The sequence below is a fragment of the Streptosporangium sp. NPDC049046 genome, from assembly GCF_040649155.1.
Classification (GTDB): domain Bacteria; phylum Actinomycetota; class Actinomycetes; order Streptosporangiales; family Streptosporangiaceae; genus Streptosporangium.
Genome location: NZ_JBEZEZ010000025.1, coordinates 78,993 through 97,108, shown reverse-complemented (window position 1 = coordinate 97,108; position 18,116 = coordinate 78,993). Strand labels below are relative to the sequence as shown.

Below are 18,116 nucleotides of genomic sequence, written 5' to 3'. Positions count from 1 at the left end.
GGCCGGGACGCTTGAACGTGGATACGGTCGCCGGGTGCCTGATGCGATTTTCGCGCACCCTCGTCTCGCACCCGTCTATGACGCCTTCGACGGCGACCGCGACGACCTGGCCGCTTACCTCGACCTCGCCGACGAGTTGGGGGCGGACCGCGTACTCGACGTCGGCTGCGGGACGGGATCCCTCGCGGTCCTGCTCGCCGCAACCGGCCGTACCGTTGTGGGGGTCGATCCGGCGGAGGCGTCGCTTGAGGTCGCGAAGTCGAAGGACGCGACCGCAACGGTCACCTGGGTTCATGGCGATGTCAGGACGGTGCCGCCGTTCGGCGCCGATCTCGCGGTGATGACGGGAAACGTGGCGCAGGTGTTCCTCACCGACGACGACTGGGCTGAGACTCTGCGGGGCGTCCACGCCGTTCTTCGTCGAGGCGGATATCTCGTGTTCGAGACCAGGAGACCCGAGTATCGGGCCTGGGAGGAGTGGGCCGCCGACGATGATCACCTGATCCTCGACATCCCCGGGAAAGGACAGGTGGAGCGGCGCCGTGAGGTCACCGAAGTAAGCCTGCCGTTCGTCTCCTTCCGCTACACCTACAGGTTTCCGGTGGACGGTGCGACGGTCGTCTCCGACTCGACCCTGCGGTTCCGCAGCCGCGAGGAGGTCGAATCGAGCTTGGTCACCCACGGCTACCGGGTGCTCGATGTGCGAGAGGCCCCTGATCGCCCGGGGCGCGAGTTCGTGTTCATCGCCCAGCCCACGACCTGAGAACACGGGGCGGTTCAGCCGCGCCCATGGCCTGACCGGTGAGCCTCCGGACAGCCGGCCTATCCCGACGCCAACGACGAACAGGGCATCAGCTCGCGGAACGCACTTTCAGGACGGTGGGGGTACCCGCACCATCAAGCGTCGACCGCGAGGAGGTACGTCGAAACGCGTACGCGCGTCGGGCTTTCAGGCCGACGACGGGGCGAGGGGCGGACTCGTAGCGTGACCGGGTCCGAGCTTCCCATCCGTTAGGTGAGCCTGCTGATGCGACATCGACTTTCTCTTGCCGTCCTTACCGCGTACGTCTGGATCGCCATGGTGGCGTTCGGGGGTATCGCGGTAGAGACGATCGTCATCTACCCCAACGTGTTCCACGACGTGCCGGCCTCCCTGGCCGAGTCGGTGGAGTTCTTCGTGGTGAGCGGTCCCGCCGACTTCTTCCCACCGATGGGCGCGGTGACCGTGATCGCCTCCGTGGCGACCCTGATCCTGGTGTGGCCCATCCGGGACACGCGGTTGTGGGCCGGCGGCAGCCTGCTGTCACTGCTGCTGGGCGAGTTCCTGTTCTCGGTCCTGTACTTCTGGCCGCGCAACGACATCATGTTCGAGCAGGGCGCCGCCGTTCATTCCGTGGAGGTGCTGCGCCAGACCGCGTTCGAGTTCGAGACCGGTCACTGGGGGCGGCTCGGGATGAGCGCGGTGACGGCCACGCTGGCCTTCGCCGGCCTGTGGCGACTGCTCCGCGCCGGCGCCCTCGCGCGAGATGACGTGTGAGGCGGCTCCTCGGCCTGCCCGCGGCGGTGATCCGAGGGCCGGCGCCGCTGGGCGTGCCGCGCGTGGTCGCGCACGACAGCCTGCGCGACGACCCCGGGGTCCTCGAGTGATCGCCGGTCGCGGCCCGTGCCGCGTGCGGCAAGGAGGCAGTGGAAGGGTTGCTTGATCTGGGCGGCGGCGCTCGCGGTGGATCGGCTCAGGTCGCTCCTGGCGCGGCGAGCAGTGGATTCTCTCCCCTGACGGATGCCCGTTCAGTGGCAGTGCGGTTGGTGATGATCACCGGATGAGGCGCCGAGGTCGTCGTCGTATCCGGCCTTGATCCGTGACCACTGGGCGGTCGGGCGGCCGTCCAGCAGAAACTGGTCGCCTCGGGTGTCCCAACGCTGAGGCCAGCCCTCCGGCGAGTCCTCCCAGAACTCCTGCCGACCGTAGACGGTCAGATCCAGCAGTCCGTACGACGGTGCCATCAGTTCGTTGCCGCGGCCGGTGGTCCAGTAGGTCTCGTAGACCTTGTCGTCGTCGCGGAGATAGGTGACCAGGATGCCGAAGTGCCGGTCCGCGACCAACCGGTCCACGGCGTCCTGCGGCACCGAGTACCAGGGAATCGTCCAGCCCATGAAGTCGCGATAGCGCGAGCTCTCCTCGTACGGCCCCTGGCAGAAGGTCGCGTAGCCGACGTCCCGCGAGTGCAGGTAGGACAACTCGTTGATGTGGGACGTGGAGAAGGTGCAGCCCATGCACTGCCCCGCCGCGGGCTTACCGGTGTGCCACATCTGGAAGTAGGCGATCAATTGGGACCGGCCGCCGAAGATGTCGATCAACGGCACCGGACCGTCGGCTCCGATCAGCGGAGTCCGCGGATCGACTTCGACCATCGGCAGCCGACGGCGTTCGGCGGCGAGTGCGTCTCCGGCCCTGGTGTGGGCCTTCTCCTTGGCCCGGAGTTCGTCGATCTGTTTCTGCCAGGTCCGCCGATCGGCGATCGGCGGCCGTGGAAGGGGGCGTCCGGCTGCTGGTGTCTCTGTCATGTGAACCTGTTTAGCCCGGTTGGAGAGGGCGGAACAACACCTTCGACCGATCGTCGTCAAATTCTGATCTTGGGAATGGCCGCCGGTTTCGCCCGTGACGTCGATGGTCTTCCGGTGGCGCCGACGACGCCGTCCGGGCGCGTGGGTGGTTCGTCGGTACGGTCCGCCACGGCTGCGGGACGCCGTCGTGGTCCGGCAGCGGCGACCGGTCGAACGCGGGTGACCGTGTCGCCGCTGTCGCCGCTGCCGCCGCGCTCTCAGCCGACGCCCTGGTCGAGTCCCCAGCGACGCCGCAGGGCGTTGTCCGCCGCGCCGAAGCACATGTCCACCACGATGCCGATGACCAGAATCACGATCATCGTGGCGAGGAGGCCGGGGGCGTCGGAGAGTTCCCTGGCGTTGTCGAGCTGCTCGCCGATCGACGCCTGATGGGCGATGATCACGAGCAGCTCGCCGGCCATCAGGGAGCGCCACGCGAACGCCCAGCCCTGCTTGAGTCCCGACAGGAACGACGGCAGTGACGCGGGCAGGATGACGTGCCGGTAGAGCGCGAGGCGCCGCAGGCCGAGGATGTGCCCGGCGCGGAGCAGGATCGGCGGGGTGTAGTCCACGCCGGCGATCAGCCCGTTCGCGATCGACGGTGCCGCCCCGAGGACGACCACGAACAGGATCGCGCTCTCGCTGAGCTTGAAGAACAGGATCGCGAGCGGGAACCACGCGATGGAGGGCATGGTCTGCAGGCCGGTGATGAGGGAGCCGAGCGCGGCCCGCAGCGGCTTGACCCGTGACACGGCCGCGCCGACCACGAGCCCGACCAGCACCGCGACCGCGAACCCGGTGACCGCTCGGCGCATCGTCACGGCCACGGCCTGGTAGAACTCGGCCTCACCGAGGCGGTTCCACAGATCCGCCAGGACGGTAAAGGGGCCGGGCAGGACGTACTCCGGGCGCCAGCCGCTGAGCACGACCAGTTCCCAGACGGCGAGGACGAGGGCGATCGCCGAGAGCATCGGCCAGGTTCTGGCCCAGATCCTGGAGGCGAGGCTCTGTCGTTCCCGGTGGGACAGTTCCAGCGCGTCCAGGCCGGCGATGTGCTGGGAGAGATCAGCAGTCATTGGTCACCCGCTACTTCTCGATCCCGGTGCCGGCGGGCCGCTGCGCCGCCGGCTGGGCGTGGCGCAACACCTCCTGGCGCAACCGGTCGGTGATGGTGGAGGCGAGTTCGGCCACTTCGGCGGAGTCGGTACGGCGGGGCCGCGGCAGCGTCACGGGGAAGTCCTCGATCACCGTGCCGGGCCTGCTGCTCAGCAGGACGACCCGGTCGCCGAGCCGTACGGCCTCGCGCACGTTGTGGGTGACGAACAGGACAGCCAGTTCCCGCTCCCGCCAGATCCGCTCCAGCTCGTCGTGGAGCAGGTCGCGGGTCATGGCGTCGAGGGCGCCGAAGGGCTCGTCCATGAGGAGTACGTCGGCCTCCTGGGCGAGGGCCCTGGCGAGCGCGACCCGCTGGCGCATGCCGCCGGAGAGCTCGTGCGGGCGCTTGTGGCCGAAGTCGGCGAGGTGGACGATCTCCAGGAGTTCCTTCGCCCGCGCCTGGCGCTCCTTCTTCGTGGTCTTGCCCGAACTCGTCACCCGGAGCGCCAGCTCGATGTTCCCCGAGACCGTGAGCCAGGGGAACAGGGCGGGCTCCTGGAACATCATCGCGATTCGGGCTTCCCTGGTGTCGATCTCCCCGGCGGTGGGACGGTCGAGACCCGCGACGAGATTGAGCAGCGTGCTCTTGCCGCAGCCGGACGCTCCCAGCAGGCAGACGAACTCGCCCCTGTCCACCGAGAGCGTCACCTGGTCCAGGGCCAGGAGCTCTCTGCCGTACACCTTGGAAACCGCGTCCAGCCGGACCGCGGGCTCGTGCCCGTCGGTCCGGCCGGGGCGCAGCTCCTGGATCGGAGCTGTCACTTCGCCTCCCTGACCAGCGGCTCGCCGGATGGTGACCGGGGGTGCCGCCTCGACTCTTCTGTTCTGTGGTGCTCGCTCTGGCCGGTCACTTGTCGCTCACGGCAGGCTGGTTCTTGGTCTTCAGGACCTCGTTGAGGATCGTGAGGTCGTAGATGCCGTTCAGGTCCACCGGGTCGAGCAGGCCGACCTTCTGGGCGTGGTCGGCGCTGCCGACGAGGGAGGACGCGATCGGGTCGTTGGTGAAGGTGATGTTGCCGAAGGCGCTGTCCAGGACCTCCTGGGCGATCGGCTTGCCGCTCAGCTCCTTCAGCTCCGCGTTGATCGACTCCTTGGCGCCCGCCGGGTCGGACTTGATGAACTCGTTGGCCTCGACGTGCGCCTCGACGAGCTTCTTCACCAGGTCGGGGTGCTCCTTGAGGAACTGCTGCCGCACGATCAGGTGCGTGATCACGAACTGCTTGTTCGGCCAGAGTTCGGTCTCGTCGAGGAGGATCTTGCCCTTGCTCTCCTGGACCAGACGGCTCGCGAAGGGCTCGGGCACCCAGGCGCCGTCGATGTCGCCGGTGGCGAAGGTCTGCAGGGTCTGGGCGTTCTCCTGGGGGAGGATGGAGACCTCGCCGCCGCCCTTGGTGTCGGTCTTGATCCCCTTCTCCTGGAGCCAGTAGCGCAGCGCGACGTCCTGGGTGTTGCCGAGCTGAGGTGTGGCGATCTTCTTGCCCTTGAGGTCTTCGACGCCGTTGATCTCGGGCTTGACCACGAGGAACACGCCGCCGGACGCCGCGCCTGCGACGATCTTGATCGCCTCGCCCTTGGACTTCGACCAGGCGTTGATGGCCGGGTTCGGCCCGATGTAGGTGGCGTCGATGGCGTCGGAGAAGATCGCCTCGGTCGCGGCCGGGCCGGCGTTGAAGGTCGAGATCTTCAGCGTCGCGTCGTTGCCGAGCGCCTTGGCGAACAGCCCCTTCTGCACCCCGACCAGGGCCGTGGAGTGCGTGATGTTGGGGAAGAAGCCGAGGCGGACCTCTGTCTTCGCCGTGGCACTGTCACTGCCGGAGGACCCCCCGCCTCCTCCGCAGGCCGCCGCGAGGGCTGTCACCGTGACCGCAGCCAGTGCCACTGCCGTCCCCCGGAGCCTGCGAGCCTTCATGGATTACTCCTTAATTCCTACTTAATAAGTCGGTTAAGTGCATAACATTGCAAACGAGCCCTCCTGTCAAGCGTTGTGATCGCACGGGCACGAGCCGTTACCGGTTTGTGTTCCTGGACGCCTCGGCGTCGTTCCGTATGTCCGCTTATTGGGTTCTATGTCGCATTAGGGCGTCGATGTGTCTGGCGGGGAGGTCTCGACGGGACGATGATCCTGGTCAAATTCTGATCTTGGAGATGGTCGCCGTACGGGGCCGGTTCGTCGATCAGCCGACCCGGGCGGCGATGATCCGCGCGCACGCCAGGGACTCGGTATGCGTGGTGTCCACCTCCACGTCATAGATCACGCCGTCGTGAACCACCTCCGCCTGCGACGCGGCCATCCCCTGGACCCGATCACCGCGTGCGATCTCACGGCCCGCGGCGACCGCACCCTCACACCTCACACCGACCCACAGCACGTCCATCTCGCCCAGAAGCCTCTGCCACCGCTGCTGGGTGGCGGCTCCACCGAGGAAGACGTCATCGACGATGACCCTGGCGCCGGCGTGGGCCATGGCCACGACACCCCGCATCCAGGCCGTCTGCAGCTCCATGAAGTCCGCCCCGACGCTCACCCCGCCGTCCGCGGTGATCTCGAGCCCTTCGGTCGACGCCCGCATCCTCGCGGGCATCGCGTCGATGAACGAATCAACGCCGAACGCCGGCCACGGATCCGGAAGAACGGCCTGCAGGCACCGTACGATCCCGGACTTCCCCGAGCTGGAACCACCGTTGATGATGATCATCTGAGTCGCCACCCGGCCACAGTAGAGCCTCTCCCGCACGACACGAAGCGAATTTCGCGGCCCCTTGGAGGCTCGGAACGCGGTCGAAGATCGTGGTGAGTGCCGCAGCCTTCGACGGATGCGCCGCCGCTCCCGTCGAAGTCGGAGGATTCGAGGCTCGGTGCCGGAGATGTCCTTCTGTAGGCTGCCGCGATGAACCGTACACACCGTGCCATCGGTGCCGTCGTGGGCTCGGCGGTGGGCGACGCGCTGGGCGCTCCCTTCGAATTCGGTCCTGCCGGGGCGTTCTCCGCCCGGTTTCCCGTTCCAGACGGCGTTCCAGGCAGTGCTCCCGGCGACGTTCCAGGCGGCGTTCCCGGCAACACTCCCGGCGACGTTCCCGGCAGGGAGAACGAGATGTGCGGGGGCGGCGGCTGGGACGTCGGGGAGGCGACCGACGACACGCAGATGGCCCTGCACCTGGCCGAGTCGCTGCTGGAGCGCGAAGGGCTGGACCTGCCGGATGTCTTCGCCAGGTTTCAGCGCTGGGCGGCCTCCGATCCCAAGGACATCGGGCTGCAGACCGAGGATGTCCTGACCAACGGCATGCCCTGGGACCGCGCGGCCGCGACCCACTTCCAGATCAACCACCGCGCCGCGGGAAACGGCTCGCTGATGCGGGCCACCACCTCGGCGGTCTACTTCGCCCGGCACGGGCAGGCCGCCACCATGGACGCCGCCCGCCGCATCGCCGCGCTCACCCACGGCGACCCCGCGGCGTGGGAGGGAACGGCCATCTTCCACGATCTGCTGCGCGTGGCGCTGGAGGGCGGCGACCCCGTCGCCGCGCTGCCGGACAGCCTCGCCCTCGTCGATCCCGACCAGCGCGAGCGATACTCCGTCGTTCTCGCGTCACACTGGCACCCCGACGACGCCACCGAGCCCAACGGCGCCGTCTGGCCCTGCCTCGGCTCGGCGCTCTGGGCACTGCGTACCACCTCCGGCTACGCGGACGCGGTACGCGCCGCGATCGACCTGGGCGGTGACACCGACACCGTCGCCGCGGTCACCGGCGGTCTCGCGGGTGCCGTCTACGGAGCCGACGCGATCCCCGTACGCTGGACCGAACCCCTGCACGTCCCGCTGCCCGGGGCCGGTGAGCGGGTGCTGCGCCTGCCCGAGCTGGTCGATCTCGCACAGCGTCTGGTGAGATGAGGTCACGGCTTCGGGGAGCAGGCGCGTCGCCGCTGTCCGGGACGTTCTCCTGACGGGCGGAATCCTCGTCACGGGAGGGCGGTCGCGTTGGCGAAGCGGTGGGACAGTTCGCGGAGATGCCGGGCGAGTTCCGGGGGAGATTCGACCTCGAAGTCGACGCCGAGCATGCCTACGGTGAACGCGACGAGATCGAACGAGTCCGTGGCGATTTCCAGCAGGCAGGTGTGGTCGTCGACGGGGGTCACGATTCCGCTGACGCGCCCGGCGATGTCCGCCGCGGAGGCGTGCATCCGCAGCCGGGCGCGGAGCGGCCACATCTCGAAGCCCATCTTTCTGCACAGGTAGGTCGTGACGTCGCCGTCGGGTGGTTCTCGGTGGGTGAACCGAGGGCCGTTGGGCGTTCGCAGCGAGATCCGGTCGACCCGGAAGGTGCGCCAGTCGGCCCGTTCGACGTCCCAGCCGACCAGATACCACTTCCGTCCCCAGCAGACGAGGCGATGTGGCTCGACGCCGCGGCGGGACTCGGCCCCGTGATGGCTGACGTAGTCGAAACGCAGCCCCTCGGAAGCATGGATCGCGGCCGAGATCGCGGTGAGCACCGCCGCCTTCACCGGCGGGCCGCTCTCGGGAGACATCGCGACCACCGCGCTTCTCAGCGCGATGACCTGGTGTCGCAACCGGGACGGCAGCATCTGCTCGATCTTGGTCAGGGCACGCAGCGAAGCCTCTTCGACCTCTGCCACGCTGTGCAGGCCGACCGTGACCGCGACCGCCTCCTCGTCGTCCAGCAACAGCGGGGGTAGCGAGGAACCGGCTCCGAGCCGGTAACCGCCGACCGGGCCCATCGAGGCGCGAATCGAGTAGCCCAGCTCACGAAGCCTGTCGACATCGCGCCGTACCGTCCTGGTGGTGACTCCCAGCCGCTCGGCGAGTTCCGTACCGGACCAGTCGCGGTGCGTCTGCAGCAACGACAGTAGTCGCAGCAGTCGAGCGGGTGTTTCCAACATTCCTCCACTATCGCCCCTGTATAGGAACGGAGCTGTCCTACACGGGGCACAGGGTGGGCGGCATGAGCACAGAAACGCCCTTCCGTATCGACATTCCGCAGACCGAACTCGACGACCTGCGAGACCGCCTCGCCCGTACCCGCTGGCCGGACGAACTTCCCGGCGTCGGCTGGTCCTACGGCGTGAACAAGGACTACCTCGTCGAACTGGTCGAGCACTGGCGTACCGGCTACGACTGGCGGGAGCACGAGGCCCGCCTCAACAAGGTCCCGCAGTTCACCACGACGATCGACGGGCAGAACATCCATTTCCTGCACGTACGCTCGCCCGAGCCCGACGCCACTCCGCTGATCATCACCCACGGGTGGCCGAGCACGGTGTACGACTTCCTGGACCTCATCGGGCCGTTGACCGACCCGCGGTCACACGGCGGGGACCCGGCGGACGCCTTCCACGTCGTCATCCCGTCGCTGCCGGGCTTCGCGTTCTCCGGGCCGACGCGGGAGACCGGCTGGGGGGTCACCCGCGTCGCGCGGGCCTGGGCCGAGCTGATGCGACGCCTGGGATACCGGCGCTACGGCGCCCAGGGCGGCGACTGGGGCAGCGTCGTCTCCCCGGAGATCGGCCGGGTGGACTCCGAGCGCGTCATCGGCATCCACGTGAACGCGCTGGCCAACGCCGCGACCCCGGCCGATCCCGGCATGCTGGACACGCTCTCGGAGGCGGAGAGGGAACAGGCCGAGCAGAACGAGATGTGGTGGTACGGCCGCTCCGGCTACGCCACGCAGATGGGTACTCGGCCGCAGACCCTGGCGTACGCGCTCAACGACTCCCCGGCGGGTCAGCTCGCCTGGAACCTGGAGTGGTTCGTGGACTGGGACCCCGCCGGAACCGAGCAGACCTCCGTCGACCGTGACACCATCCTGACCAATGTCACGATCTTCTGGCTGACCGCGACCGCCGGATCAGCGGCCCGGCTCTACCTGGAAGCCGGGGAGACGTGGGGCCGGTCTCCCGAGCGTTCACCGGTCCCGACGGGTGTGGCGAACTTTCCCGGCGATCGGGCGATCCGCGGGCTGGCGGAGCGGTCGAACACGATCACCCACTGGTCCCATCACCCCCGAGGTGGCCACTTCGCCTCGCTGCAGGCCCCGGACCTGCTGATCTCCGACATTCGGCACTTCTTCCGGATCGTACGACCGCGGTAACCGAGCGCGACGGCGGAACGGCGCGGACCGGTCATTCCCTCATGGGGAAACCGTCTGCTCCCGCCCTCACCCGGTGAGAAGGTGACGAGCGGGAAGAAGAACAGCATGGCTGCCACGAGTGTCGACCATCCGCTCTTCGCCCGCTGTTATGCCCGCATCAGCCGGGTCGTGGAGAAGCGAGGGCTGGCCGGACATCGCCAGGCGCTGCTGGAGGGCCTGTCCGGTCAGGTGATCGAGGTGGGTGCGGGAAACGGGCTGAACTTCGCCCACTACCCGTCCACCGTCACGCGCGTGCTCGCGATCGAGCCGGAGCCGCGGCTGCGTCACCTGGCCCGTGCCGCGGCTGTACGGGCACCGGTCCCTGTCGAGGGCCGCGAGGGCCTGGCCGAGCACCTTCCGGCCGCCGATGGCACTTTCGACGCCGCGGTGGCCTCACTGGTGCTGTGCTCGCTGCCCGACCCGCACGCGGCGCTGAGCCAGATGCGCCGGGTGCTGGCTCCGGGTGGGCAGCTGCGGTTCCTGGAGCACGTACGCGCCGACTCGGCAGGGATGAGGTGGGTGCAGGACCTGCTGGACGCCACCGTCTGGCCGCGCCTGGCCGGTGGCTGTCACACCGGTCGCGACAGCGCGCTGGTGATCCAGCAGGCCGGGTTCACCATCACCGCTCTGGAGCGCTTCTTGCTGCCCGCGGTGCGTACACCGATGTCCTTCCTCATCCGGGGAACGGCCTACCCGACCGCATGAGTGCCTGGTAATCCGACGACGGGCGGCACATCGAGTCGGAGGCCGGGCATTTTCCCGGACCACGGAGTGGCTTCCCCAAGGATCGTCGTGCTGTCACGATACGGTCCGCTATCAACAAGGAGGACGGCACGATGAAGTATCTGATGCTGATCTACGGCAACGAGGAGATCTGGAACGCTCTCGCGCCGGAGGACATGGCGAGTCTGATCGCCAAGGTCGACGGGTTCAACGAGACGCTGCGTGAGTCGGGGGAGCTCCTTGAGTCCGAAGGGCTGATGCCCAGGCCGCGGTCGGTTCGGTGGGTGGGTGGTGACGCGGTCGTCACCGACGGCCCGTACGTCGAGGCGAAGGAGTTCGTCGGCTCCTACTTCGTGGTCGAGGTGGACGACGAGGAGCGGGCGATGGAGATCGCGCGGGCCTATCCGGGGACGTTGTACGGCGGTGGCCTGGAAGTGTGGCCGCTGATGGGACGTGACTGGGCGAGTGGCGAGGTCTGACGAGCCTTTCGAGCCGGTCAAGCCGGTCAAGCCGGATGAGCCGGTTCAGCCGATCGAAGCGGACGAGGCGGTCGAAGCGGTCAAGCCGGCTGGGCTGATCGAGCCGGTTGAAGCGGACGAGGCGGCTGAGTCGGTTGGGGCGGCTGAGCCGGTCGACTCGGTCGAGCCGGTCGACTCGGTTGAGTCGGTCGAGGAGCTGCTGAGGTCGTCGGCGTCCCGGGTGCTCGGTTCGCTGGTGCGTCGGTACGGGGACTTCGACCGTTGCGAGGATGCCGTGCAGGAGGCGCTGATCACCGCGGCGGACGCCTGGTCGCGTGACGGTGTCCCGGCCCGCCCGCTGGGCTGGCTCAACAAGGTCGCGGCGAATCGGTACATCGACCGGGTCCGGGCCGACAGCGCCCGGGAGCGCCGGGAGAAAGCCGCTCTCGACGCCACGCCGCGCGACGCGCTGGTCGCGCCGCCGCCGGACGCCGAGGTGGTCCGTGACGACCTGCTGGAGCTGCTGTTCCTGTGCTGTCACCCGGCGCTGACCGTCTCGTCGCAGCTGGCGCTCACGCTGCGGGCGGTCGCCGGGCTGACCACCGGCGAGATAGCGGCGGCCTTCCTGGTGCCGGAGAAGACGATGGGGCAGCGCGTCTCGCGGGCCAAGCAGCGCCTGCGGGAGGCCGGGGCGCGGTTCGAGCTGCCCCCGGATCCCGAGCACGGGCCTCGGCTGCGGGTCGTGCTGCACGTGCTGTACCTGATGTTCAACGAGGGCTACAGCGCCAGCTCCGGCTCGGACCTGCGCCGGCCCGACCTCACCGGACAGGCCGTCCACCTGGTACGGCGGCTGTACGCGCGGCTGCCCGACTCCGGCGAGGTCGCGGGCCTGCTGGCGTTGATGCTGCTCACCGAGGCGCGCGGCGCGGCGCGTACGGGCCCAGACGGGGTGCTCGTGCCGCTGGAGGAGCAGGACCGGTCCCGCTGGGACGCCGAGGCGATCGCGGAGGGGACCGAGATCCTCACCCGTACGCTCGCGACCCGCCGGCTCGGCCCGTACCAGGTCCAGGCCGCGATCGCGGCGATACACGACGAGGCGCCGTCGGCCGAGGCGACGGACTGGAAGCAGATCCTGGAGCTGTACGAGATCCTGGAGCGCCTGCAGCCCAACCCCGTCACCACCCTCAACCGGGCGGTCGCGCTGGGGATGGCACGCGGACCGCGTGCCGGGCTGGCGCTGCTGGACGAGCTGGAATCCGGGATGCTCGCCGGTCATCACCGGCTGCTCGCCGTCCGCGCCTACCTGCTCGACCGGGCGGGGGAGACCGCCGCCGCGTCCTCGGCGTATCGGGAGGCCGCGCGTCTGGCCGGTAGTCGTCCTGAACAGCGGTTCCTCCTGCTGCGTGCCGCCCGCTGCGCGCGCTGAGCCGACCGGACGCGAGGTCGTGTCGTCCGTTGTGAGAGTCGGACCGGACGCGAGATCGCGTCGTCCGGTGGCGTGAACCGGTGACCGGCCTGAGTAGCGATCGCGCCGCCCGCCGCGCGAGCCGGGCCGACCGGCCGCGAGATCGCGTCGTCCGCTGTGAGAGCCGAGCCGAGGCCGCGCAAAAAATATTCGCGCGGGCAGGTAGAAATCCGGTTCGCGGCTCCGATCCTCCACCGAGCGGGCCCCGGAAGGGGGGCCGCCGGAACAGGAGCGAAGCGATATGACAAAGGTGACGGCACAGATGTCGGTGTCCCTCGACGGCTACTACGCCGGTCCGCGACACACCGGCGAGCGGTCGGGCTGGTTGCAGTCTGAGGAAGCCGCGGGCTTCTTCCGGGTCACCCGGTGGGTGATCGACGCCATGGCCTGGCGTGAGCGGCAGGGCTTCGCGGGCGGTGAGAAGGACGTCAACTCCGACATCATCGCCGAGTCGTTCGAGGCCGCGGGGGCCTACGTCATGGGACGGAACATGGCGGACGGAGGCGAGGTGCCCTGGGGCGACGAGCCGCCGTTCCGCGCGCCGGTGTTCGTCGTGACCCACCGCCCCCGCGAGACCCTGGTGCGTCAGGGCGGGACGAGCTTCACGTACGTGACCGACGGCGTCGCCAGTGCCGTGGAGCAGGCACGCGCCGTCGCGGGGGGTAAGAACGTGGCGATCGCCGGAGGCGGCACCCTGCTGCGCCAGGTGTTCCAGGCCGGTCTGCTGGACGAACTGGAGCTGCACATCGTCCCGGTGGTGCTCGGCAGGGGGATGAGCCTGTTCGGCGCCGACATCGGCGCGGGCCTGGGCGCGGGTCCGGGGGCCGACCTGGACGCGGGGCTGGGCGCGGGCGCGAGGCCGGGTGCCGACCTCGGCCTCGGCCTCGCGGATAAGGAGGCGATCGAGCTCATTCCCACCAGGGTGATCCACACCCCCGAGACCACGCACATCCGCTACACGGTCAACGGGCGGTCCGCCCTCGTTCTCGACGACCGAGGCAGCGGGAGTTCAGATCTCCTGAGCTGAGACGGACTCTTCGCCGGCTTCCCTTGGCGCGGTGGATCCCTCGGTCGCTCCGGCGACCGAGGAGACCCTCACCCCTTCTCCGCCGCGCCGAAGGGGTTGTCGATGGCGTACCTCCAGTACCCGTCCTGTCCCCGTCGGGCGACGTCGGTGGCGGTGCCCTGGAGGTGCACGGGCCGGCCCCCGCGGTCCGTGCCGTCGATCACCCAGTCGACGATCAGCAGGGCGAGGTCGCCCGTGGTGTGGACGTGTCGCGGACGGACGGTGATCGGCAGTCCCAGATCCATGAAACGGCCGTTGGCGGCGTTGATCTGCTCTCCGGTCAGCGGCGCGCCGGATTCCGAGACGAACACGGCGTCGCTCTCGTAGATCTCCGCCACCGCCTCGGCGTCACCGGCGTTGAACCGCTCGGCGAAGACGGTGGGCACATCCTCCGGACGTTCGGCAAGCTGTCGCATCATCGCTCCGTTTCGGTAGAAACAACTCGGACGCGGCAACGCTAGGAGGCGCCTTCGTGGCTCACCAAACGGTTGGTTGTTCGGGCCTGCCCGACCATCCCCATGCGAACGTCACAGAACCCACCCCGTCATGTCCGGTGGAGATCACCCTGGCGGCCCTGCACGGACGCTGGACGACCCTGATCATCCGTGAACTGCTGCGGGGCGACCGTACGTTCAGCGAGCTTCGCCAGGCGCTGCCCGCGCTGTCGGACAAGGTGCTGTCCGACCGGCTCGCGCACCTGGCCGAGGCCGGTGTGCTGGATCGCCACCGCCGCCCCGACTGGCCGCCCCGGGTGCGCTACAGCCTCACCTCCCGCGGGCGCGATCTCGGCCCCGTCCTCCAGGCACTGTGGGACTGGGGTGTGCCGCACCGGCCGTCGGACACATGAATCACTCGGCGGGCACCCGTCTCCGGTGGCGGGTGCGTGTCACCGTGAACCGCCGCCACGGTGCCGGACGTTCGCAGCGGTTTGTGTCGGTCGCCGTCGCTACAGTCGCCGCACCGTTGACCTTCCGCCGAGGAGACCACATGACCGAGCCCGATGTGACACCCGATGTGATGATGGCCAGGATCGGCCATGCCGCCGATCTGGGCAGGCGGGGTGAGCGGGAGGCCGCTCGGAAGTTGTTCTCCGAGCTGTGGGAGGAGATGGGGGAGACGGGTGACCCTCTGCACCGGTGCGCTCTCGCTCACTGGATGGCCGATGTGCAGGACGAGGTGAAGGAGGAGTTGCTCTGGGACCTGCGCGCCCTGGAGGCGGCCGACCTGGTCACCGACGAGCGGGCCCGGCAGGTGGGTGTCGCCGGTTCGGTGAGCGGCTTCTACCCATCCCTGCACCTCAACCTGGGTGACGCCTACCGCAGGCTCGGCGATCTCGACCGGGCACGCGACCACCTCGAACGCGGACGCGCCGCCGTCGGCGCACTTGATGACGACGGGTACGGACAGATGATCAGGCAGGGCCTGGACCGGCTCGCCGGACGCCTCACAGCCGACTAGATGTCCGTTTTGCGATAGGAGGCCCGGCCGGGTCGCGATGATCGTACGGTCGGACGTATGAGCATCGAAGATCGAAAGATCGGCGGCGGGGAGGACGGGGAGAAGCACACCCGCCGGGCCGGGCTCCGGGCGTGGGGACGGAGACGAACGCGGGGGCGGGACGCGCCGGACGGAGCATCCGGGGAGCCCTCGGGTTCCTGGGGTTCCTCGGGGTCTTCAAGGTCCTCAGAGTCTTCGGGGTCCTCGGGGCTTTCAGGGTCCTCGGGGCTTTCAGGGTCCTCGGGAACGCGGTCGCGGGGGTGGGTTCTCGCGTCGGTCGCCGTGCTGGTGGCGGTGCTGCTCGCGTTCCCCGCCGTCGTGCCCAACGGCGTGGGCAATCTCGGCAGCCTGCTGGAGACCTTCCTGCCGTGGGCGGGCCTGGCCGTTCCCGCGCTGCTCTGTCTGGCGCTGCTGCGCCGCTCGGTCCTCGCGACGGTGTCCCTGGTGCTGCCCGCGGCGGTGTGGGGCGTGGTCTTCGGCGGGCGGGTGCTGCCCGCCGACCGGGAGGCGGCGGGTGACCTGACCGTGCTCCAGCACAACGTGGGCGAGGAGAATCCCGACCACGAGGGGACGGCGCTCGCCCTGGCGGGGGCCGGGGCCGACCTCATCGCCCTGGAGGAGTTGACGCCTGTCGTCCGGCCCTTCTACGAGGACGTTCTCGCCTCCGGCCACCCTCACCGTGCGGTCGTGGGCACCGTCGGCCTGTGGTCCAGGTTCCCGCTGGCGGACGCGCGGCCGGTGGACATCAGGCCCGCGGACGTCGGACCCGACTGGAACCGCGGGATGCGGGTCACCGCGCGGACGCCACAGGGGGACGTGGCCGTGTACGTCGCGCATCTTCCCTCGATCCGTATCCGGCCGTCGGACGGTTTCGGGTCCGGCCGCAGGGACGAGAGCGCCGCCGCGCTGGGTGCGGCCGTCGCCTCGGAGACGCTGGACAGGGTCGTTCTGCTGGGCGACCTCAACGGCACCCTCGACGACCGTGGCCTGGCCCCGCTCACCTCGCGGCTGGTCTCGGCGCGGAGGGGGTTCGGTTTCAGCTGGCCCGCGGCCCTCCCCCTCGCCGGGATCGACCACGTCATGACCCGTACGGCGGTCCCCGTCGCCGCCTGGACCCTGCCCGCCACCGGCAGCGACCACCTGCCGCTCCTGGCCCGCGTCGACCTCTGACACCCGGCCGCGGAGCCCTTCCGAAAGGCCGGGGGATCCGGGCTTCGTTATGCTCGGGCGGTGAGCTCCCCGAGAACGCTCGTACTGTGGGACATCGACCACACGCTGATCGACGCCGGCGGTGTCACCGCCGACACCTACGACCACGCGCTGCACGCCACCACCGGCCGCAGGATGGAACACCCGGTGAGCGTGGCGGGGCGGACCGAGCGGGCGATCATCTCCGAGATCCTCCAGGCGCACGGCGTCGAGGTGTCGGACGAGCTCCTCGACTCCTTCTACGTCGCCCTCGCCGAGGCGTTCGTCGTGCGCGAGGCCGTCATGCGGGAGCGTGGCCGGGCCCTGTCGGGGGCACGCGAGGTGCTCGCGGCGCTGGCGGAACGCGAGGACGTGGTGCAGTCGGTGCTCACCGGCAACACCGAGGCGGTCTCGATCGGCAAGCTCACCGTCTTCGGACTGGACGGTTTCGTGGACTTCGAGGTGGGCGCGTACGGCACCGACCACGAGGACCGCGCCGCGCTGGTGGCCGGCGCGCAGCGACGCGCCGCCGACAAGTACGGGGACTTCTTCACCGTGCGCAACACCGTGCTGATCGGTGACACGCCGAACGACGTCCGCGCGGGTCATGAGGGTGGAGCGAGGGTGATCGCGGTCGCCACCGGCTTCAACGACGTGAACGTCCTGAGCGAGGCGGGGCCTGAGCTGGTGCTGGAGGACCTCGCCGACACCGACGCCGTCGTACGGGCCGTGCTGGGCGTGTCGGACCGGACGGGCGGATCAGCGGGGTGAGCCGGTGGGCACCGTCTGGGTGTCGATCTCGGCCTCGACGAGGCGGACCAGCTCGGGAAGGACCGTGCCCAAAGGGCCGTCGACGGTGAGTGCCGCGTAGCCGTCGCCCCTGGTCGGGCCCTGATTGACGATCGCGACGGAGATGCCGAGCTTCGCGGCGTGCAGCACGAACCGGCGGCCCGACATCACCGTGAGGGACGACCCGAGGACCAGGAGCAGCCGTGCCCCCTCCACGAGGGCGAAGCACGCGCGAACCCGCTCCGCCGGAACGGTCTCCCCGAAGAAGACGACGTCGGGCTTGAGCATCCCTCCGTCGCACGCCCGGCATCCGACCACCTGGAAACCGTCGATCTCCTCGTCGGGCAGTTCGACGTCGCCGTCCGGGTTGATCGCGGTGGGCAGGGCGCCGAAGCGCGGGTTCGCCTCGGTCAGGCGGTGGTCCAGCTCCTCGCGGGGGCTGGAGTGGCCGCATTCCAGGCAGACCACCTCCCGCAGGTTGCCGTGCAGTTCGATGACGGACCGGGCGCCGCCCGCCTGGTGCAGGCCGTCGACGTTCTGCGTCACGATGCCGGAGACCAGGCCCCGCCGCTGGAGGGACGCGACCGCGCGGTGGCCGTTGTTCGGAGCGGCCCGGGTCATCGCCCGCCACCCGAGGTAGCTGCGGGCCCAGTAGCGCCGCCTGGCCACCGGGTCGCCGGTGAACGTCTGGTAGGTCATGGGGGTGTGCCGGTTCAGGGTCCCGCCAGGTCCCCGGTAGTCGGGGATCCCCGACTCCGTCGAGATGCCGGCCCCGCTCAGCACCAGGACGCCGCCCCCGGTCAGCAGTCTCGCCAGTGTGCTCGTACCCTCGCTCACCCCTCCATGCTGCCCCATCCGTACGGGTGGAGCGGCCTCGGGGCCCGCCCGCGGGCCTGGCCGGAAGTTCCGCCGTGTCCGGTCATGCCCGCCGCGTCTTCCCGGGTGATCTCGTCCAGGCGGCCGGCGAGGGCGGGACCGCCTCAAGCTCGCTGCGTCTCAAGGTCGCCGGCAGAAGTCACCACGGGTG

At 69.5% G+C, this 18,116-nt stretch carries 20 protein-coding genes; 12 read left to right on the top strand and 8 right to left on the bottom strand.

Features of this window, described 5'->3' with window-relative positions; genetic code table 11:
- Nucleotides 1-34: 34 nt before the first annotated feature.
- Both AB0B96_RS30400 and AB0B96_RS30395 read left to right on the top strand, forming a co-directional pair.
- Nucleotides 35-763, top strand: coding sequence for a class I SAM-dependent methyltransferase (locus AB0B96_RS30400; RefSeq protein ID WP_362904131.1), 729 nt, complete (start codon nt 35-37; stop codon nt 761-763).
- A gap of 252 nt (nt 764-1,015) precedes the next feature.
- Complete coding sequence (locus AB0B96_RS30395; protein ID WP_362904129.1) at nt 1,016-1,537, top strand: hypothetical protein; 522 nt, start codon at nt 1,016-1,018, stop codon at nt 1,535-1,537.
- Nucleotides 1,538-1,788: 251 nt separating this feature from the next.
- On the opposite strand, the gene AB0B96_RS30390 is transcribed toward AB0B96_RS30395, so the two are convergent.
- The 5 genes from AB0B96_RS30390 to cpt form a co-directional block, all read right to left on the bottom strand.
- Nucleotides 1,789-2,565 (bottom strand): DUF899 family protein, encoded by a 777-nt coding sequence (locus AB0B96_RS30390; protein ID WP_362904127.1) that lies wholly within the window; start codon nt 2,563-2,565, stop codon nt 1,789-1,791.
- 257 nt (nt 2,566-2,822) lie between these two features.
- Nucleotides 2,823-3,680, bottom strand: a complete 858-nt coding sequence (locus AB0B96_RS30385) for an ABC transporter permease (RefSeq protein WP_350945636.1) — start codon at nt 3,678-3,680, stop codon at nt 2,823-2,825.
- Nucleotides 3,681-3,690: 10 nt separating this feature from the next.
- Complete coding sequence (locus AB0B96_RS30380; protein ID WP_350945635.1) at nt 3,691-4,521, bottom strand: ABC transporter ATP-binding protein; 831 nt, start codon at nt 4,519-4,521, stop codon at nt 3,691-3,693.
- An 85-nt stretch (nt 4,522-4,606) separates the two neighbouring features.
- Nucleotides 4,607-5,668 (bottom strand): ABC transporter substrate-binding protein, encoded by a 1,062-nt coding sequence (locus AB0B96_RS30375; protein WP_362904124.1) that lies wholly within the window; start codon nt 5,666-5,668, stop codon nt 4,607-4,609.
- Between the two features lie 265 nt (nt 5,669-5,933).
- Nucleotides 5,934-6,467, bottom strand: coding sequence for a chloramphenicol phosphotransferase CPT (cpt, locus tag AB0B96_RS30370; RefSeq protein ID WP_362904122.1), 534 nt, complete (start codon nt 6,465-6,467; stop codon nt 5,934-5,936).
- 180 nt (nt 6,468-6,647) lie between these two features.
- Here cpt and AB0B96_RS30365 point away from each other — a divergent pair, with 180 nt between their 5' ends.
- Nucleotides 6,648-7,649 carry an ADP-ribosylglycohydrolase family protein gene (locus AB0B96_RS30365; protein ID WP_362904120.1) on the top strand — a complete coding sequence of 334 codons (1,002 nt, stop codon included), beginning with the start codon at nt 6,648-6,650 and terminating at the stop codon, nt 7,647-7,649.
- Nucleotides 7,650-7,717: 68 nt separating this feature from the next.
- On the opposite strand, the gene AB0B96_RS30360 is transcribed toward AB0B96_RS30365, so the two are convergent.
- Complete coding sequence (locus tag AB0B96_RS30360; protein WP_362904118.1) at nt 7,718-8,656, bottom strand: YafY family protein; 939 nt, start codon at nt 8,654-8,656, stop codon at nt 7,718-7,720.
- Between the two features lie 62 nt (nt 8,657-8,718).
- Between AB0B96_RS30360 and AB0B96_RS30355 the strand changes: the two genes are divergently transcribed.
- From AB0B96_RS30355 to AB0B96_RS30335, 5 genes are all read left to right on the top strand, one after another.
- Nucleotides 8,719-9,864: an epoxide hydrolase family protein gene (locus tag AB0B96_RS30355; protein ID WP_362904116.1), complete on the top strand. Its 1,146-nt coding sequence runs from the start codon at nt 8,719-8,721 to the stop codon at nt 9,862-9,864.
- A 105-nt stretch (nt 9,865-9,969) separates the two neighbouring features.
- The gene (locus AB0B96_RS30350) at nt 9,970-10,608 is read left to right on the top strand and encodes a class I SAM-dependent methyltransferase (protein WP_362904114.1); all 639 of its coding nucleotides are present in this window, start codon (nt 9,970-9,972) and stop codon (nt 10,606-10,608) included.
- 131 nt (nt 10,609-10,739) lie between these two features.
- Nucleotides 10,740-11,105 carry a YciI family protein gene (locus AB0B96_RS30345; RefSeq protein ID WP_362904112.1) on the top strand — a complete coding sequence of 122 codons (366 nt, stop codon included), beginning with the start codon at nt 10,740-10,742 and terminating at the stop codon, nt 11,103-11,105.
- Nucleotides 11,092-12,510, top strand: coding sequence for a sigma-70 family RNA polymerase sigma factor (locus AB0B96_RS30340; protein ID WP_362904110.1), 1,419 nt, complete (start codon nt 11,092-11,094; stop codon nt 12,508-12,510). Before AB0B96_RS30345 ends, AB0B96_RS30340 begins: the two co-directional genes overlap by 14 nt.
- 280 nt (nt 12,511-12,790) lie before the next feature.
- Nucleotides 12,791-13,576, top strand: a complete 786-nt coding sequence (locus AB0B96_RS30335) for a dihydrofolate reductase family protein (RefSeq protein WP_362904108.1) — start codon at nt 12,791-12,793, stop codon at nt 13,574-13,576.
- Nucleotides 13,577-13,644: 68 nt separating this feature from the next.
- Here AB0B96_RS30335 and AB0B96_RS30330 read toward each other — a convergent pair whose 3' ends face one another.
- Nucleotides 13,645-14,034: an SgcJ/EcaC family oxidoreductase gene (locus AB0B96_RS30330; RefSeq protein WP_362904106.1), complete on the bottom strand. Its 390-nt coding sequence runs from the start codon at nt 14,032-14,034 to the stop codon at nt 13,645-13,647.
- A 134-nt stretch (nt 14,035-14,168) separates the two neighbouring features.
- Between AB0B96_RS30330 and AB0B96_RS30325 the strand changes: the two genes are divergently transcribed.
- The 4 genes from AB0B96_RS30325 to AB0B96_RS30310 all read left to right on the top strand — a co-directional run bounded on the left by AB0B96_RS30325 (nt 14,169) and on the right by AB0B96_RS30310 (nt 17,071).
- Entirely contained in the window at nt 14,169-14,462 is a 294-nt protein-coding gene (locus AB0B96_RS30325) for a helix-turn-helix domain-containing protein (protein ID WP_362904104.1), read from the top strand.
- 140 nt (nt 14,463-14,602) lie between these two features.
- Nucleotides 14,603-15,073, top strand: coding sequence for a hypothetical protein (locus tag AB0B96_RS30320; protein WP_362904102.1), 471 nt, complete (start codon nt 14,603-14,605; stop codon nt 15,071-15,073).
- A gap of 321 nt (nt 15,074-15,394) precedes the next feature.
- On the top strand, nt 15,395-16,282 hold the full coding sequence (locus tag AB0B96_RS30315; RefSeq protein WP_362904100.1) for an endonuclease/exonuclease/phosphatase family protein: 888 nt from the start codon (nt 15,395-15,397) through the stop codon (nt 16,280-16,282).
- Between the two features lie 60 nt (nt 16,283-16,342).
- Entirely contained in the window at nt 16,343-17,071 is a 729-nt protein-coding gene (locus AB0B96_RS30310) for an HAD hydrolase-like protein (protein WP_362904098.1), read from the top strand.
- Here the strand turns inward: AB0B96_RS30310 and AB0B96_RS30305 are convergent.
- Nucleotides 17,060-17,926, bottom strand: a complete 867-nt coding sequence (locus tag AB0B96_RS30305; protein WP_362904096.1) for an NAD-dependent protein deacetylase — start codon at nt 17,924-17,926, stop codon at nt 17,060-17,062. The two genes, AB0B96_RS30310 and AB0B96_RS30305, sit on opposite strands and share 12 nt — an antisense overlap.
- Between the last annotated feature and the right edge of the window lie 190 nt (nt 17,927-18,116).

What these genes read in the sequence shown, in the direction of transcription:
- AB0B96_RS30375 (WP_362904124.1), bottom strand. Translation starts at nt 5,668, where the DNA reads ATGAAGGCTCGCAGGCTCCGGGGGACGGCAGTGGCACTGGCTGCGGTC.
- AB0B96_RS30360 (WP_362904118.1), bottom strand. Translation starts at nt 8,656, where the DNA reads ATGTTGGAAACACCCGCTCGACTGCTGCGACTACTGTCGTTGCTGCAG.
- AB0B96_RS30355 (WP_362904116.1), top strand. Translation starts at nt 8,719, where the DNA reads ATGAGCACAGAAACGCCCTTCCGTATCGACATTCCGCAGACCGAACTC.
- AB0B96_RS30320 (WP_362904102.1), top strand. Translation starts at nt 14,603, where the DNA reads ATGACCGAGCCCGATGTGACACCCGATGTGATGATGGCCAGGATCGGC.
- AB0B96_RS30335 (WP_362904108.1), top strand. Translation starts at nt 12,791, where the DNA reads ATGACAAAGGTGACGGCACAGATGTCGGTGTCCCTCGACGGCTACTAC.
- AB0B96_RS30350 (WP_362904114.1), top strand. Translation starts at nt 9,970, where the DNA reads ATGGCTGCCACGAGTGTCGACCATCCGCTCTTCGCCCGCTGTTATGCC.
- AB0B96_RS30330 (WP_362904106.1), bottom strand. Translation starts at nt 14,034, where the DNA reads ATGATGCGACAGCTTGCCGAACGTCCGGAGGATGTGCCCACCGTCTTC.
- AB0B96_RS30365 (WP_362904120.1), top strand. Translation starts at nt 6,648, where the DNA reads ATGAACCGTACACACCGTGCCATCGGTGCCGTCGTGGGCTCGGCGGTG.
- AB0B96_RS30385 (WP_350945636.1), bottom strand. Translation starts at nt 3,680, where the DNA reads ATGACTGCTGATCTCTCCCAGCACATCGCCGGCCTGGACGCGCTGGAA.
- AB0B96_RS30390 (WP_362904127.1), bottom strand. Translation starts at nt 2,565, where the DNA reads ATGACAGAGACACCAGCAGCCGGACGCCCCCTTCCACGGCCGCCGATC.
- AB0B96_RS30345 (WP_362904112.1), top strand. Translation starts at nt 10,740, where the DNA reads ATGAAGTATCTGATGCTGATCTACGGCAACGAGGAGATCTGGAACGCT.